The 18,083-nt window shown below is 38.4% G+C and carries 13 protein-coding genes; 6 read left to right on the top strand and 7 right to left on the bottom strand.

Features of this window, described 5'->3' with window-relative positions; all coding sequences use genetic code 11:
• Positions 1-361 precede the first annotated feature (361 nt).
• Both ACJZU6_RS09150 and pepN read right to left on the bottom strand, forming a co-directional pair.
• Positions 362-580 (bottom strand): DUF2835 domain-containing protein, encoded by a 219-nt coding sequence (locus tag ACJZU6_RS09150; protein WP_408900143.1) that lies wholly within the window; start codon positions 578-580, stop codon positions 362-364.
• Positions 581-700: 120 nt separating this feature from the next.
• On the bottom strand, positions 701-3,331 hold the full coding sequence (gene pepN, locus ACJZU6_RS09145; protein ID WP_408900142.1) for an aminopeptidase N: 2,631 nt from the start codon (positions 3,329-3,331) through the stop codon (positions 701-703).
• 379 nt (positions 3,332-3,710) lie between these two features.
• Here pepN and pncB point away from each other — a divergent pair, with 379 nt between their 5' ends.
• Positions 3,711-4,910 carry a nicotinate phosphoribosyltransferase gene (gene pncB / locus ACJZU6_RS09140; protein WP_107275862.1) on the top strand — a complete coding sequence of 400 codons (1,200 nt, stop codon included), beginning with the start codon at positions 3,711-3,713 and terminating at the stop codon, positions 4,908-4,910.
• 98 nt (positions 4,911-5,008) lie between these two features.
• On the opposite strand, the gene ACJZU6_RS09135 is transcribed toward pncB, so the two are convergent.
• The 4 genes from ACJZU6_RS09135 to ACJZU6_RS09120 all read right to left on the bottom strand — a co-directional run bounded on the left by ACJZU6_RS09135 (position 5,009) and on the right by ACJZU6_RS09120 (position 9,135).
• On the bottom strand, positions 5,009-5,674 hold the full coding sequence (locus ACJZU6_RS09135; RefSeq protein WP_107275863.1) for a hypothetical protein: 666 nt from the start codon (positions 5,672-5,674) through the stop codon (positions 5,009-5,011).
• A gap of 239 nt (positions 5,675-5,913) precedes the next feature.
• Complete coding sequence (gene prc / locus ACJZU6_RS09130) at positions 5,914-7,917, bottom strand: carboxy terminal-processing peptidase (protein WP_080157468.1); 2,004 nt, start codon at positions 7,915-7,917, stop codon at positions 5,914-5,916.
• Positions 7,918-7,934: 17 nt separating this feature from the next.
• On the bottom strand, positions 7,935-8,567 hold the full coding sequence (gene proQ / locus ACJZU6_RS09125; RefSeq protein WP_080157469.1) for an RNA chaperone ProQ: 633 nt from the start codon (positions 8,565-8,567) through the stop codon (positions 7,935-7,937).
• Between the two features lie 109 nt (positions 8,568-8,676).
• On the bottom strand, positions 8,677-9,135 hold the full coding sequence (locus ACJZU6_RS09120) for a GAF domain-containing protein (protein ID WP_107275864.1): 459 nt from the start codon (positions 9,133-9,135) through the stop codon (positions 8,677-8,679).
• Between the two features lie 86 nt (positions 9,136-9,221).
• Between ACJZU6_RS09120 and ACJZU6_RS09115 the strand changes: the two genes are divergently transcribed.
• The 4 genes from ACJZU6_RS09115 to rsmF all read left to right on the top strand — a co-directional run bounded on the left by ACJZU6_RS09115 (position 9,222) and on the right by rsmF (position 16,608).
• Positions 9,222-11,054 (top strand): ABC transporter ATP-binding protein, encoded by a 1,833-nt coding sequence (locus ACJZU6_RS09115; protein ID WP_080157472.1) that lies wholly within the window; start codon positions 9,222-9,224, stop codon positions 11,052-11,054.
• 115 nt (positions 11,055-11,169) lie between these two features.
• On the top strand, positions 11,170-12,366 hold the full coding sequence (locus ACJZU6_RS09110) for a PqiA/YebS family transporter subunit (protein WP_408900141.1): 1,197 nt from the start codon (positions 11,170-11,172) through the stop codon (positions 12,364-12,366).
• Entirely contained in the window at positions 12,347-14,974 is a 2,628-nt protein-coding gene (locus ACJZU6_RS09105; protein ID WP_327779131.1) for an MlaD family protein, read from the top strand. The genes ACJZU6_RS09110 and ACJZU6_RS09105 overlap by 20 nt, the downstream gene beginning before the upstream one ends.
• A gap of 203 nt (positions 14,975-15,177) precedes the next feature.
• On the top strand, positions 15,178-16,608 hold the full coding sequence (rsmF, locus tag ACJZU6_RS09100; RefSeq protein WP_408900140.1) for a 16S rRNA (cytosine(1407)-C(5))-methyltransferase RsmF: 1,431 nt from the start codon (positions 15,178-15,180) through the stop codon (positions 16,606-16,608).
• A gap of 302 nt (positions 16,609-16,910) precedes the next feature.
• Here the strand turns inward: rsmF and ACJZU6_RS09095 are convergent, their stop codons facing one another.
• Positions 16,911-17,225 (bottom strand): DUF496 family protein, encoded by a 315-nt coding sequence (locus ACJZU6_RS09095; protein ID WP_080157478.1) that lies wholly within the window; start codon positions 17,223-17,225, stop codon positions 16,911-16,913.
• A 543-nt stretch (positions 17,226-17,768) separates the two neighbouring features.
• Between ACJZU6_RS09095 and ACJZU6_RS09090 the strand changes: the two genes are divergently transcribed.
• Positions 17,769-17,978 carry a cold-shock protein gene (locus ACJZU6_RS09090; protein WP_080157479.1) on the top strand — a complete coding sequence of 70 codons (210 nt, stop codon included), beginning with the start codon at positions 17,769-17,771 and terminating at the stop codon, positions 17,976-17,978.
• Positions 17,979-18,083: the final 105 nt, after the last annotated feature.

Genomic DNA, 18,083 nt, shown 5'->3' with positions numbered 1-18,083 from the left:
GGCATTAATTTCAAATAATTATCATCAAAAGCAAACGTTTTCGTTAGCTCAAGTAAAACGCACTATCTAGTAACATTTGAAGCACACAATAATATTAACTGATACATTCTATTTACACTAAAAGTAAACAAATATACTTTTTATTTTAATAAGGTGTAGACGAAAGATTGAGTAAACGGTTAACCACAAACGTGTATTTCCTTACTTTTCATTTTTGCTATTATTTATTTTTTTCATTTAAACAAATAAGATTAATGATGGCATTTGATGCAGTGAGAACAATGACCTCTTTGTGAAATAGCATGCAATAATATTATTTCCATTCGTTATTTGTCGCTATTAAAAATAGGTAAAACCACAGTTAAAGGCGTTCGATAGCCTCAAGTTTATTATCACTGTTAACGACGACACGAAATTTCCCTGTAATACCTGCATGAGTTAAAAAACCTCGCAACCTTACCGCAGGAAGTTGGAGTTTTAAGCCAGTATCAGTTAAAACCACCACACTACTGGTGGCACCTGAATAATGTTGCAGAAAAAGAGTGTAACTAATATTAATGGTAAACGTAAAACTGCGCATCGCTAATCCCCCATTCGTTGTTATATAAAATCTTTAAAACAATAAGATAAAATAAAAGCCAGTGACTATTATCAATCAGTCACTGGCTTTCGCTTACACTCACGTTAAAACATCAATCACTTATTTTTGAACAAGTGTCTTTTGGACTTTTTCAAACAAGTCTTTAGCCAAATTATCCATCGCGGCTAACTTTTCAAGTTGCTCACGCATCAGTTGTTGACGGTTAGCATCGTATTGGCGAAGTTTAAGTAAAGGCTCAATCAAACGTGCCGCTACTTGTGGATTGCTGGTGTTTAGAATCGTTAATATTTCAGTTAAAAACGCATAACCTGAACCATCTTTAGCATGGAAATGTACTGGGTTATTAGCACTAAAACCTGCAACTAAACTACGAGTACGGTTAGGATTTTTCAAGCTAAATGTAGGATGATTCATTGTCTGACGCACATTTTCTAATGCATCTGCCGCAGGATTAGTGCCTTGCAGCATAAACCACTTATCCATCACCAAGCCATCATGACTCCACTTATCACTGAAATCAGCCATTTGCTCTGCACGACAATCAAGTTGCGCATTATTGGCTGCTGACATTGCGGCCATCGTATCTGTCATGTTGTCAGCTGCTTTATATTGTGCTGCAACTAATGCATTACCTTGTGCGGTATATGCCAAGTATGACAAACATTTATTACGCAGTGCGCGTTGTGCCATTGCCGCATGATCTAAGCTATAGCTACCTTGCGTTAAGCTATGATAAATCGCACTAAACTCATCTTCCATTTCAGAAGCAAGTAACTGGGTAAATGCACCTACAACCTGATTGATCGCATCAACGTCAACAGTTGTATACCAACCTGCAATTTCATTTTCACTTGGCAGTGTTAGCATTTCAGCAATAAAAGCAGGATCAAGATTTTCATCCAGTAATGCACCACGGAACGCATCAATAACAGCGTCAGGTAACGTTACACTGTGACCTTGTTGTACTTGGGCTACATTTTGACGAATATATTTCGCTAATAGCATTTGTCCCGCATCCCAACGAGCAAATTCATTCGATGCATTAACCATTAAGAAAATCAACTCATCATCAGTGTAATCATATTCTAAGATCACAGGTGCTGAGAATTCACGTAACATCGAAATGACAGGCTGCTCTGCGATATTCTCAAATACAAATGTTTGCTCTGCTTCTTTTACATCAAGTACATTATGTACTGTTTCACCATTGATTTGTAAGGCAATCACTTCACCTTTACTATTGTATAATTCAATATCAAACGGAATATGCAGTGGTTGCTTTTCAACTTGCTCGGCTGTTGGTGGGGTTTGCTGCTTAATAGTGACAGCGTAACTCTTCGCTGATGCATCATAAGCGGTTGATACACTAACGACCGGTGTACCTGCTTGACTGTACCAACGACGGAAACGGCTTAAATCAATCCCAGAAGCATCTTCCATTGCTTGTGCAAAATCATCACAGGTTGCTGCTGTACCATCATGGCGGTCAAAGTATAGCTTCATGCCCGCTTGGAAATTTGCTTCACCCAATAAAGTATGTAGCATACGGATCACTTCACTGCCCTTTTCATACACAGTTAATGTGTAGAAGTTATTCATTTGAATGACTTTTTCAGGACGAATTGGATGAGACATTGGGCCACGATCTTCAGCAAATTGTGGACCACGAACAATACGCACATTGGCAATACGGTTAACAGGTCGAGAGCCTAAATCTGAAGAAAACTCTTGATCACGGAAAACGGTTAGGCCTTCTTTTAAACTTAATTGAAACCAATCACGACAAGTAACACGGTTACCTGTCCAGTTATGAAAATACTCATGACCAATCACTGCTTCAATACCTTGATAGTCAGTATCTGTTGCGGTATTTGGATTTGCTAATACAAACTTAGAGTTAAAGACATTGAGACCTTTATTCTCCATTGCACCCATATTAAAGAAATCAACCGCCACAATCATGTAAATATCTAGATCGTATTCAAGACCGAAACGTTCTTCATCCCACTTCATGGAATTCTTCAATGATGTCATTGCATAATCAGCACGATCAAGATTACCTTTATCGACAAAAATTTCTAGTGCAACATCACGTCCACTCATAGTGGTGAATGTGTCGCGCAATACATCAAAATCACCAGCAACAAGTGCAAATAAGTACGATGGTTTAGGGAATGGGTCTTGCCACTGTACCCAATGACGGCCATTATCAAGCTCACCTTCCGCAATTCGATTACCATTACTTAGCATGTAAGGAAAAGCGGCTTTATCTGCAATAATTTTAGTAGTAAAACGTGCTAAAACATCAGGGCGATCTAAATAGAACGTAATGCGGCGGAAACCTTCTGCTTCACACTGAGTACAAAAACCACCGCCAGACTTATATAGACCTTCAAGTAGCGTATTAGCTTCAGGATTAATTTCAGTCGTAATTGCCAATTCAAAATCAGCAGGAAGATTAGTTAACGTCAAATGGCCTAACTGTTGGTGGTAATCTGACCACGCTTGGCCATTCACAGTCACACTGATCAATGTTAAATCATCACCGTCTAACACTAACTCAGCATTTTCTTGCTCACTAAGTCGTACTACATGACTAATAGCAACAACTGTTGTTTTGGTATCATGAAGGTCAAATGTCAGATCGATATCCGTAATGGTGTAATCAGGCGAGCGATAGTCTGAACGATATTTTGCCGCAGGTTGAGTCACTGTAGAATGTTCTGTCATTATTTTTATATCCTTTATGATTGCTCAAATGCGATAGGCATGAGCGACCGATTAATGTTGACTGTCATATATTAATATTGTGTCACGACTAACACTTTTCAAGCATGACTTAATCGACAATATATATTATTACAAACGAAATCGTTTCCGTGTTTTACTCGTGATACACGTTGAGATGATTAATGCAACAGTCACAAGGCGTAAACTTGATATTCCTTGACGTAGTTCACCTCTTAGGTCACAATCTCACACCAGTTAAATAGTTTAGTTATTTATTTACTAAACCTTATAAACCATGTCCAAGACATTGAATTTAAAGATCCTATAATTATAAAAATAAATTCTTTAAGTTTATTAATTTGAGTATCTATTACCAGGTATGAATAATAACAGACACAATATTGGGGTTATCGACTCCCTGCTTGATACGGATGCTTATAAATTGCATATGCAACAAGCAGTTTTCCATCAATACCCAGGCGTTGAAGCTGTGGCAGAATTTCATTGCCGTAGCGAAGAAGATCTACGTCCTTACGCTGCTGAAATTCAAGCACAAATTGATCACATTGCGACCTTATCTTTCACCCAAGGTGAACTCGACTTCTTATCGACTCTAACTTTTTTTCATGCTGATTACCTTGCATTCTTAAAAGATTTTAAACTTAAAGCAAATGACGTTGATATTGATATCTCAGGTGATCAACTGGCGATTACTATTCGTGGTACATGGCTAGACATCATTTTATGGGAAGTACCATTACTTGCCATTATTTGTGAAACGCGCTGTAAGCATCTTTATCCACAAGCGACAGCCGCCATTGCTATTGAACAACTAAAAACAAAAATTGACCGTTTCTATCATGATGCAAAAGATTGTGATTTGAGCCAATTTGCGTTAGTTGATTTTGGTACGCGTCGTCGTTTTTCAAAAGACGTTCATCACCATGTTGTTGATTATCTTAAAGATAATATGCCTGAATTTAAAGGCACATCGAATTACTATTTAGCTTATACTCGCGGATTAACCCCTGTTGGTACTCAAGCTCATGAGTGGTTCCAAGCACATCAACAACTGTCTGGTGAATTGGCTGATTCTCAACAGTTAGCACTTAACCGCTGGTTACAAGAATATCCACATGATTTAGGTATAGCACTAACAGACTGCATCAATATGGATGCTTTCTTACGTGATTTCGATCAGCGTTTATCTGAGCGTTTTATTGGTTTACGCCATGACAGTGGTGATCCTATTTCTTGGGGTGAAAAAGCCATTGCACATTACCAAGCATTAGGTATTGATCCAAAAACAAAATCTTTGGTTTTTTCAGACAGCCTTACACTTGATAAAGCTTTAGTGATCTATAAACACTTTAATGATCGCATCAATGTTAGCTTTGGTATTGGTACACAACTTACTTGTGATCTACCTGATGTAAAAACATTGAATGTCGTTTTAAAACTGACAGAGTGTGAAGGTCGACCGGTTGCCAAAATATCAGATGAACCAGGTAAAAGTATTTGTCGTGATGAAGACTATCTTGATCAATTGCGTACTGCATTTCAGTTAGTTAACGAATAATAACCTACTCATCATTATTTAATTAAAAGAGCGAACAAGTTATCGTTCGCTCTTTTATTATTCCCCAAACCCATAATTAATACTTTTTATTAATTATATTATTCTCGATTTAATATAGCTTCCATTCCAAAATGTTTATTCGTCAACGTTAAGGTATTGTGTCCATTTAATACAAAACGGCTATCATGTTGTCCTTCTTCATATAACAATACAATTTGATCATCTTCTAAATAATACACGCCACGGTGCTCTTTCGTTTTACCTGCTTGATTAGAAATTTCAGCAGAAAATAAAAAATCTGGTCGTAATGACAAGGCAAATTCTGAAATATTATCAGCAACATCTTGGCCTGAAATATCTTTTGTTCTCCAATTACCCGCTAAATGTTCAGGCGCTAATTTAGTAAACTGAGCACCATCAAGAATAAATCGATTGTAACTTAGTAAATAAGTATGAATTTGATCATCTTCACCCGCTGAAATAAAAGTGATGTTGGTGTCATCAATATCATAACCACCTGTCCATTGTTCAACTTGACCATCTATACGTAATAAACGCATTGCAAATTGATAATCTGATTTGAACATGACATGCATTGCTCGATATCGTTCACCATCACTTTCAATACCTTCTTGTTGATCACTAAACCAATACCAATTACCTAATAAGAAAGGATAATCAAATTCAGTAATATCATCAGCAGAAGAATGAAAGCTAAACAAGCTTAAGATAAATAACCAGAAAAAATAAAACGTCTTCATCATACGCATTTCCCCTTGGTGAAGATTTTAGTTTTTGTATCACCTCTTCAAATTGCAGAGGTCATATACTTAAAGCTAGTTGGGAAACCTAATTCTCGATGAAAAATATGCGGAATATCACAGTTTGTGATTTCATCTATCTCAATAATAAGACACTAAAAGTACGATCAAAAAAAAAGCGCTCCTAAGAGCGCTTTAATAATAGAGACATCAACACAGTAATGTCATTCCGTTACTCAATATTACGATTGTTTCTGATCACTAAAATCTGCTGTTATCGCGACAGCTTCATCAAGATAAACATCTGGTGCTTCATAATCTTTTGGCACCGCATCCAAATCAGCAAAAGGTTTTTTACCTAATACTTTTTGACGTTTATTTAAGCGGGCTAAACGATCTGAATCTTCTTTATCTTGTTCAGCTACACGTGTCTTTTCATTCAATGAAATCGTATTGATATCTTTTTCCTTTTTATAGGTCAAAATATCTTCATTGATAAAACCAAACTCCATATTATTTTTAATACGAGCTTGGTGGTCAGCGGTTAGTCTCGGTACAAGCGTAGTGTAATTATGTAACTTCTTATAACCTGCTGGTTTTATACTATCCCAAGGTAATGCATTATCTTCAACACTCTCTCCTGTTTCAGCAGGATCGATAGCTGAAGGAAAAGAAATATCAGGCACAACACCTAGATTCTGAGTACTTCCACCATTAATACGGTAGAATTTTTGAATAGTATATTGAACATGGCCTAATGGTTTATCAAATAAATCATACAGATGATTTAATGACCGGTGTTGTTGCACCGTACCTTTACCAAAAGATTGTTCACCTAAAACAATAGCACGTCCGTAATCTTGCATAGCGGCAGCAAATATTTCTGACGCTGATGCGCTATAACGGTTAATCAATACAGTTAATGGGCCATCAAAAGAAATTTGATCATCTGAATCACCATTTACTTTAATTCGACCATAACTGTCTCGAACTTGCACGACAGGTCCACTTGCAATAAAGAGTCCTGTTAATGCTGTCGCTTCAGTTAATGCACCACCGCCATTATTACGTAAGTCGATCACAACACCATCTACGTTCTGATCGTTTAATTTGACCAGTTCTTTTTTGGTGTCTTCTGACAGTCCCACATAAAAGCTTGGAATTTCAAGTACACCAATTTTTTTACCATCGACAGTCTTCACTTCCGACTTCGCTGCACGATCTTCAAGACGAATCTTATCGCGTACAATAGTTACGGTGTAACTCTTTGCATTATTGCCTTCAGGTAGTATATCCAGAATAACCTTACTGCCTTTCGGCCCTTTGATTAACTGCACAACATCGTCAAGACGCCAACCAATAACATCAACAACTTTCTTGCCTTCTTGACCTACGCCAATAATGCGATCACCTGCTGTAATTTTTTTCGAACTTGCCGCTGGTCCACCAGCAACTAAAGAACGAATTTTGGTATAGTCGTCTTCAACCTGCAATACTGCACCAATTCCTTCTAATGACAGATTCATCTCTGCCTGAAATTGTTCAGCATTACGTGGCGATAAATAACTTGTATGTGGATCGACCTCACGTGAAAAAGCATTCATATATAATTGAAATACATCTTCACTGTGTGTTTGTGTTAGACGTTTAATCGCATTGTTATAGCGTTTAGTTAACGTCTTTTGAATTTCAGGCCACTTCTTTCCTGCTAGTTTAAGATTTAGCGCATCATATTTAACGCGTTGTCGCCAAATCTCATTCAGTTCAGTATTGTCTTTTGGCCATTCAAGCTCTGAACGATCAATAACAAAATCATCTTTACCATCGAATTTTATTTCAGTATTTAATTGCGTAAGCGCAAACTGATACCGCTCAAAACGACGTTGAAGGACTTTATTAAAAATATCAAACGCAGCTGATGTATTCCCTGATTTCAGTTGATCATCTAACTGGCTTTTCCATTTACCAAACTGTTTGACATCTGTTGCGTTAAGAAAGCTTTTATTATAATCAAGCATTTCAATATAACGATTGAATACTTGTCCAGAAAACTGATCATCAAGCGTAAAATGCTTATAGTGAGAACGCATATAACGCGAAGCCACCCTAGTGCTCGCCGTTGCATGCTGCTTTTCAGAAGCAAGATGCGGCACATCACTTAATGAATACTTAGCCTCAGAGGCTTGAACCGAAGCTGCTAGTACCATGCCAGCAGCTATCAGTGAGAAACGGAATCGACAATTCATGTGTCGCGCATTCTCCTTTATGAACGCAAGTGCTCCGCTTTAACAGCCATTACTAGGCCATTATTTAAACGAACTCGCACATCGTCCTTGTTAATTTCGACAATAGTCGCAGGCATGTTACCTGAACCCATGTTCACTTGAACATTTTTGCCTACGATTACTTCATCAGCATTAAGCACACGTGTTGTCTCTACAGGCTTCTTTTTAATAGTAGCTGTTTTTGGCTTAGTGTTGTTAGATTTAACTGTTTTTGCTCGTGTTTTTTTAGCTTCGCCTTCTTTTGCCGCTTTTGCAATTGCTTGCTCTTTACGACGAGTGCGTACTTTAGCTTTGCTTTCTTCTAAAGCTTTAAGCGCATGATCAACGTGCTCTTGCTCTAGAACATCACAATCGTTACCATCTAGATCAACACGGTTCACACCCGCTTTAACACCGTGAAGGTAACGCCAAGAAGATGTGTATTGACGTAAAGCTGTACGTAACTGAGTCTTGCTTACTTTTGGATCTTCATTAAGACGCTCTGCAAGGTCTTGGAAGATACCAATCTTAAGTGGCTTCGCTTCACCTTCAACAGTGAAACATTTTGGGAAACGCTCAGCGATGTATGCAATAACTTCTTTACTGTTCGTTAACTTTTCAGAGTTTTCCATGGAGTTTCCTGACATAAACGAGGATTGCTCGTTATTTGTGCTTTGTTCAAAAAGAAATAGTGCTGCTATTATAATTACCTAACGAGGAAAAACCACCGAAAGCATGAAATTAGAGTACTTTTTGTAGTGCTTCTACAAAAGAAAGTAGACCTTGTTCATCATTTTGGTCAAATCTTGACAAATTTGGGCTATCAATATCCAGCACGCCGATTAATTTCCCCTTCACTGTAAGCGGAATTACGATTTCTGAATTACTTGTAGCGTCACAAGCGATATGCCCAGGGAAAGTATGTACATCAGCAATACGTTGCACCTTATTCTCAGAAATCGCGGTACCGCACACACCTCGTCCAACAGGAATACGAACACAAGCTGGATTTCCTTGGAATGGACCCAAGACTAATTGGTCTTGTTTAAGTAAATAAAACCCCACCCAGTTAATTTGTTCTAACTCCATATTTAATAACGCACTAATATTAGACATATTAGCAATAAGATCCGTTTCACCTTCAATCAACGCCAATGCCTGTTGAGTGAGACGATTATAAAAAGCGGGTGTATTTTCCATAGCTTACTCCGTATATAGCCGTTAGAATAACAAGAATAAAATTGATAATAGGAATTATTCTCACAGTGAAAGATAAGAACCATCTTATGATTAATTGGTCTTGGTTGCTACAACAAGCGACGTTACATAAACCAAGATTAATTGTTGCGAACATTATTGCGGTTATCGCAACCTTGATCAGTGTCCCTATTCCACTTTTAATGCCATTAATGGTGGATGAAGTTTTATTACATAAACCCGGTGAAGGCATCACTTATCTCAACGCCCTATTACCTTCGGCTTGGCACAATGCGACGGGGTATATTCTACTAGTACTAGTCTTGGTTGTATTAATGCGTACGGCGAGTCAGGCATTGAATATACTGCAAAGTAGACAATTTACATTAGTATCAAAAGATATAACCTATAACTTACGCCAACATTTACTGGATAAATTAGGTCGTATAAGTATGCGTCAGTATGAAGAGCGTGGCAGCGGCGGTATTAGTTCCCACCTTATTACTGATGTCGAGACGATTGATAAATTTGTTGGCGATACACTAAGCCGCTTTATTATTGGGCTATTAACCGTCGTTGGTACTGCTGGCGTTCTCTTATGGTTAGATTGGAAGCTTGGACTTTTTATTTTGATCATCAACCCTATTGTTGTCTATGCCTCTAAGCTCATGGGAAGTCGTGTTAAGAATTTAAAAAGTAAAGAAAACAAATCTTATGAAGTCTTTCAACACCGTCTAATTGAAGTTTTAGATGGCTTATACCAATTACGAGCATCTAACCGTGAACGTGATTTTTTAGATCAATTAAAAGGTAATGCCAGTGATATTCGCCACAGCGCTGATAAATATGCATGGCAATCAGAAGCCGCTGGTCGTGTTTCCTTTCTCTTATTCTTAATCGGATTTGAAATATTTCGTGCTGCCGCCATGCTGATGGTGTTATTTAGTAATTTAACCATTGGTGAAATGTTAGCTGTCTTTAGTTATCTATGGTTTATGCTAGGACCAATTCAAGAATTATTGGGTATTCAATTCGCTTGGTATGGCGCATCTGCAGCAATGCAGCGCCTTAATAGTTTATTATCACTGGAAGAAGAAACTCGTCCACCAGCAACGGTTTATCCTTTTAATGACGATCAAACTATCGCAATTAAAATTCGTAACTTACATTTTTCTTATGATAACGACAAAGAAGTGCTCTGCGGCTTAAACCTTGATATTCCAGCAGGAAAGCGTGTGGCTTTGGTGGGTGCCTCTGGCGGCGGTAAATCGACATTAATTCAATTGCTATTAGGTATTTATCAAAAAAGCAGTGGTGATATTTTAATAAACAACCATCCTATTGAAGCCGTTAGCTATGAAGCCTTACGTGAAAAAATGGCGGTGGTATTACAACAACCCGTACTATTTAATGAAACGTTACGTCATAACTTAACCCTTGGCGCATCATTTAGTGATGAGCAATTATGGCAAGCGTTAGATATCGCTCAACTTGCTGATGTAACAGAACGCTTAACCCATGGCTTAGATACTGAAATTGGCCGTCAAGGTATTCGCTTATCAGGTGGACAGCGTCAACGATTAGCCATTGCGCGTATGGTGCTAACCAATCCTGAGTTTGTTATTCTTGATGAAGCGACATCAGCATTAGATACCTCAACAGAAGCAGCACTACATTCCGCACTTAATGGTTTTTTGAAAAACAAAACCACGCTTATTGTTGCTCATCGTTTATCTGCAGTAAAACAAGCTGACATTATTTATGTACTTGAAGATGGTTTAGTTAGCCAGTCAGGCACACACTTAGAATTAGTCAATACACAAGGACTGTATCAAACACTTTATGGGTCAATTCAATCAGCTGACGTCCCTTCTCATCATATCGATTCTCACGAAGCAGTAGCCAGCGTCAACGCAAAATAATATAGTGTCACCGATCGGCGCTCATTGAGAGTATTCATCGTTTATATAAACAATGGATAACTCGTCACTCAATGAGCGCTTTTGTGCACCTAATTACAAAAGGAAGAAACGCACCATGTCGAAGGCTCGACGCTGCCCAGGCTGCGATTTACTTGTGCTGCCCGAAACGGCAACGCAAGGACACAGTGCCTATTGCCCACGTTGTCATACTCGACTCTATCGCGGTGGTATTGCACACTTTAATGCAGAATTAGCGCTTGCGGTTGCTTGTCTTATTATTTATATCCCCACTATTAGTTTACCGCTAATTACTATTCGTCTTGTTGGTCAAATGATCCCTGCTACATTGGCATCTGGCACCATTGCACTTGCTCCAACTTTTCCCGCCGTCGCCATATTAATACTTTTTTGTAGCGCCATTGCCCCCTTGTTACTTATCAGCGCTGTTTTAGGGGCACAGTTCTCATTACGTTTTCGCCATTTCCGTATTTTTAAAGTATCGTTATGGATTTTATCCCATTTAAAACAATGGACAATGTTGGAAGTCTTTTTAGTCAGCTTGGCTATTTCATGTTTTAAAGTACAAGAAGTCGCTGAAATTTATGTTGGTGTAGGGTTATATTGTTTAATCAGTATGCAAATCTTACTGTCAGTATTACTAACGAAAATTAGTGTTCGTCGTTACTGGGATGCATGGCAGCCAGAAGATGAACATATCAGTGATAAGCTCGATACTGTTTGCCATTGCTGTCAATTAACTCAAGAAGCATTACCCAATTGCCGCCGTTGTAATAGCCACTTGCATCATCGAATTCCTAAGTCGCTACAAAAAACATGGGCTTACCTTATTACCGCCAGTATTTTCATTTTACCCGCAAACCTTTATCCTATTTCTATCTTTATGAATAATGGCAAGCGTATTGAAGATACTATTTTTTCAGGAGTCGCTGGGCTCGTTAAAACAGGAATGACAGGCATTGCCATCATTATATTTGTGGCTAGTATTGTTGTTCCCGTCGCTAAAATTATTGGATTAGCATATATATTGTTATGCATTCAATTTAAACAGCATCGACACCGCCTACAACGTATGCGTATTTTTCGAATTGTGCATTGGATTGGAAAATGGTCAGTCATGGATCTTTTTGTTATCGCGATTATGGTCGCTTTAATCGATCGTGGACAAATTCTTGATTTCACGCCAGGACCTGGAGCAATCGCTTTTGCCATGGTCGTTATTTTAACAATGTTAGCAGCAGAGAGCTTAGATTCTCGTCTAATCTGGGACAAATATGAACAACGAAGCAAATAACACACAACCCCAAAAGGTTAATATTCGTCGTGACCGCGGCTTATCTCCCCTATGGTTATTACCTCTTCTCGCCATTATTGTCGCAGGCTGGTTATTATATAAAGCAGTTAATGAAGGTGGCGAACGTATCCAAATTCACTTTAATGATGCTGTCGGTTTAGTTGCAGGCCGTACAACAATTCGTTATCAAGGCTTAGAAGTCGGTATCGTTCGAGATGTGACACTATCAAAAGATCTTAAAAGTATTTATGTGTCTGCTGATATTTATCCGGAAGCAGTCAAAACGTTACACACACATACTCAATTTTGGCTCGTTAAACCCAAAGCATCCATTACTGGTATTTCCGGGTTAGATGCGCTTGTATCTGGTAACTACATTGCCCTTCAACCAGGTACTGGTGAGTTTGCGACCAAGTTTACTGCACTTGAAAATCAACCCTCCAACTTACCTGCACACAATGGTTTAACCCTGCAATTAAAAGCCCCTAATTTAGGTTCCTTAAGTATTGGCTCCCAAATTTTTTATAAAAAGATCCCTGTTGGTGAAATTTATAACTACACACTTAGTGCTAATAAAAAAGAAGTCTTAATTGATGCACTTATCAAGCCTCGTTATGCCAACTTAGTCACCAATAAAAGTCGCTTTTGGAATGTTAGCGGTGTAAATGCCAATATTGGTTTTAATGGTGTTGATGTTCAATTTGAAAGTCTATCAGCACTCATTGCCGGAGCAATTGCCTTTGATTCACCTGATGCTGGCAAACCGATTGATGAAGGACACTTATTTAACCTCTATCCAGACATTAATACTGCTGGGCGTGGTATTGCGATCACTATTACATTGCCAGATAACAATGACGTCAGTAATTCAGGCGCGCCAATTATGTATCGAGGCTTACAAATTGGTAAAATTTCCGATCTAAAGTTAGATGATAAAACTAATAAGATTATTGCTCACGCTGCAATTGAGCCAAGCATGAGTGATTTGCTCAATAGTGGGTCTCGATTATTACTTGAAGAAGCACAAGTCTCACTTTCTGGAGTTAAAAATATTGGTAACCTTGTACGCGGTAACTATTTACGCTTAATTCCCGGCGAAGGTAAAAAAACCCGTCACTTTACCGCTATTACCCAAAATGCACTTGAAGAACAACAACCCGGTGTTGCTGTATTCTCTCTTTTTGCAGACAAGAGCTATGGCTTAAAATCCGGTACAGCACTGCGTTTCCGTGGTATTAATGTTGGTCATATAACAGCAGTAAAACTCGATGGTGATCAGGTTCGATTTGATGCATTAATTCAACCGCAATATACTCATTTAGTTCGATCTCACAGTCGATTCTTTATTGATGGGGGTATTGAAGCCAATATCAGTAATAAAGGTGTCGACGTTTCTATTCCCGCAGCAGACCAACTAATAAGCAGTGCAATAAGCTTTACTGCAAGTGGCAAACCGGGGATTAAAAAGCAATATTCTCTATTTAAAAATAGACACTTAGCTAAACTTGCTGATGATAAATTAAAAGGCTTTACAACACTAACACTTGTAGCGAAAAACTTGCCACCTATCTCTGAAGGTAGCCCCGTGCTTTATCGTAATTTACAAGTAGGTGAAATCACCAGTTTTTCACTTACAACCTCAGGGGTTGAAATTAAACTCAATATACAAAAGCAATACCGCCATCTAATCGACAGTAATACCGTCTTTTGGAACCGCTCAGGGGTTGAAGTTGAAGCCGGACTTAACGGCGTTAAAATCAAAGCAGATCCACTCTCAACGCTATTAAAAGGTGGCATTGCATTTGATTCAATTAAAGGTGTAGTTAATCGTTCAGGTAATGATTATAAGCTTTACTCAAGTTTAAGTGATGCTCAACATTTTGGTGTAATGATCACCTTAACGGCTGATGATGCGCGTTCGATTTCAAAATCAACCGCGATCAAATACCAAGGTGTCATCATTGGTAAAGTGGATAATATCAAGCCAAACTTTAACCATAATAATGTCACTGTAGAAGCACGCTTATTCCCTCAATATGCCAATATCATTGCGCGTAAAGATAGTTACTTCTGGATTGTGAAGCCAAAAATCAGTTTAAGTGGCAGTGAAAACTTAGACTCATTATTAAGCTCCTACATTGCAGTGCAACCGGGTAATGGTGTCAGCGCTAATCGTTTTACATTAGGCTCTGCTGAATTATTTGACGCGGGAAAAACCTTTATTCTTGAAAGTGAACAACGAGGCTCAGTCAGTGAAGGAACACCACTACTTTACCGTGATATTCAAGTTGGACAAGTCATTAATGTTGCTTTAGGCACATTGGCTGATCGGGTATTAATTACCGTTCAAATTGAACAAAAATATCGTCACCTTGTTCGTGCTAACAGCGTTTTCTGGAATGCTTCTGGATTAAATGTTGATGTAGGTATTACAGGTGCTAAAGTCAAAGCAGGAACATTTGATAGCTTACTACGCGGTGGGATTTCATTTGCAACACCTGCAACACAACCATTGGCACCACAGGCAAAACAAGGTAAACACTTTTTACTTAATAAAGAAGTGAATCCACAATGGGTAAGTTGGCGCACCGCTATTCCTATTAAATAGTCACATAAACACCCTATTATAAAAGGAGCATCTAATGCTCCTTTTTTGATCGCTTAACGCAAATGAATACGGTTTTTGTACACAATATAAAACGGATAATCAGCCCTTATCTATAACAAACTTAGAAGCATTGATAGCTGATATATATTTGTTCCTATTTAGTATAGAATCCCGACATTGCTAGTTTGACAGAGAGTGCTACCTTGCATCCTAATATCTATATTCCTGACGCTTTTATTGATCTCATCAAGCATACAATGCCAGAAAATCTGAGTATTGATGAGTTTATTAGCTGTTGTAAAACGCCGCTACGTCGCAGCATTCGCGTTAATACACTTAAAATAAGTGTGGCTGACTTTCTTACTCGCGTTGCTGATAAAGATTGGACCTTAACCCCTGTTCCTTGGTGTGATACAGGTTTTTGGATCAAACGTGAGGATGAAGAAAGCGTTTCATTAGGTAACACTGCTGAACATATGGCTGGATTGTTTTACATTCAAGAAGCCAGTTCAATGATGCCGGTTACCGCTTTACTTGATAACAACAACGCCCTTGATTGCGTGCTTGATATGGCATCAGCACCAGGTTCTAAAACAACTCAAATTGCTTGTGCGATGCAAAACAAAGGCGCATTAGTAGCAAATGAACTTGCTGCAAGCCGCATTAAAGTATTACACGCCAATCTACAGCGTTGTGGCGTCCATAACGCAGCTTTAACGCACTTTGATGGTTGTGTCTTTGGTACATGGGCTCCTGAAGCGTTTGACTCAATCTTACTCGACGCCCCCTGTTCTGGTGAAGGCGCGATTCGTAAAGACGATGATGCTATGGCGAACTGGAGCCTTGAGTCCATCGATGAAATTGCCGCAGTACAACGCAAATTAATTGTTAGTGCATTCCAAGCACTAAAACCAGGCGGCGTTATGGTGTATTCAACCTGTACCCTTAACCAGCGTGAAAACCAAGAAGTCTGTCATTACCTAAAAGAAACCTTTGGTGATGCCGTTGAATTTGAATCTTTAGGGGGGTTATTTGAAAGCGCACCCAAAGCATTAACGACTGAAGGCTTCTTACACGTTTATCCTCAGGTTTTTGATAGTGAAGGCTTCTTTGTTGCACGGATTCGTAAACATGCTTCCGTTGATACCGATCCAGTTAAAAAACGGATGGGTAAATTCCCATTTACTCAAGTTAAAGCCGATGAACAACAACTGATTGCTGACCAACTCAATACCGATCTTAATATCCATTTATCGACAAACAGTGATATTTGGCTACGTGATAAAGAAGTGTGGCTATTCCCGTCACAAATTAAACCATTAATTGGTGAAATTCGCTTCCAACGTATCGGTATTAAGCTTGCTGAACAACATAAGAAAGGTTATCGCTGGCAGCATGAAGCGATCATGACACTGGCGACAGGTCAAGAGTCCGTTGTTATCGCATTAACCGCAGCACAAGCTAAAGAGTGGTTTATGGGACGAGATATTCGCCCTGAAGACTTAACAGGTAAAGGTGAAGTTATTGTCACTTACCGTGATTACCCTATTGGCATCGGTAAATGGGTTGGAAATCGAATTAAAAATGGTTTACCTCGCGAATTAGTACGCGATACTAACTTGTTTGATATCTAATTTTATTCAATGCGCCAAAGTTAACCACCAATTTATTGATGAAATAAGCAATAGCTTGTCATAAAAACTGGAAAATCGTCAAAGCTAAACTAATATTGATAGTGTAATCAAATTCCAGACATAACCAGTTAGCGCAAGGCTCATTAGTGAGCCATTCCCCTAAGCCCGACACAGGAATCGTTTCGGGCTCTTTTTATGCCTTGTCATTATTTGCTTACTCTTACCTAAACATTGCCATAAAAAATAAGCAAAAAAAACCTGAGCATAATAGCCCAGGTCTTTATTAGCCTACATACATAAAATTAGTTATGTTTGTGTGCTGTAATTTCTGCTTTTTTAAGGTCTTTAACGTTTTTGCTAACGTCACGACGCTCTTTAGATAGCTCAGCACTGATGATGATATGATCATCAACACGATCTTCGTAATCACCTTTCATGTTTTCGATGATTTCTAAAATTTGATCGTGACTCATATCTGGTTTGATATAATCCAGCATGTTTTCTAGTAATTCTACACGCTTACGGTTATCACGAATTTTACGATCGTTATCTAGAATCTCGCGTTTAAGTTTATTTTTACGGCGAGTCTGACGAACAAGTTCAAGGATGTTGTTCATGTTTTGTCCTTAGTCTGAAAATAAAGCCTTGTGAAACTGATTTAATGCTAATAATTAGGAAAAATGCACTTCCTAGTACATAACCGTCGAGTCTCAGTTTTTTTCTAAAATCGTTATAACAGAAAATCTGCTGTAAACTCAAGTAATACCCGCAGATTATCATCTAGGTGATGCGTTAACATACGCCCAAAGATATTTCCTTGGCTAAATTATGCCCTTTCTTATTTAAGTTTGCTTTGATTTCGTTCAAGAAACATTTGAGATAATTACTGACAAACAAGACATTTAGATGAAAGACCAAAGAAATAATGATGACACGACAATTAATGATGTTTTCTGCATAAAAATAATCAATTTGATTTGCAAATCACCAATCACCGCCTAATCTTCATAGTAGACCAGTACTTATTTACATTTAAAGCAATCTGAACAAGGATATCTTCGCTGTCATCTTCATGATCAGCAACAGAGTTCAACACTCAAATCGCTCCGTAATCAAATATTGGCTATACCGTGTGATGAATAGATTGATCAGGAGACAACATGTCAAAAGCAACAGGTACCGTTAAGTGGTTTAACGAAGAAAAAGGGTTTGGTTTTATCACTCAAGATGACGGCGGTGCTGATGTATTTGTACACTTCCGTGCGATTAGTGGTGATGGCTTTAAAACCTTAGCTGAAGGCCAGAAGGTGTCTTACGAAACAGAACAAGGTCCTAAAGGTCTTCAAGCAGCAAACGTTGAAAGAGTCTAATAACGTAACCTTGAACAGTAACAATATTAAAGGGCTCATTAGGCCCTTTTTTCTATTTCAGCCATTATAATACGCATAAAAAAAACCTTCTTTGGTTATAGATCT

Source organism: Photobacterium piscicola, from assembly GCF_046058925.1.
GTDB classification, from domain to species: domain Bacteria; phylum Pseudomonadota; class Gammaproteobacteria; order Enterobacterales; family Vibrionaceae; genus Photobacterium; species Photobacterium piscicola.
Note: the sequence above shows the minus strand (reverse complement) of the source record. Positions and strands in the feature narration are given on the sequence as shown.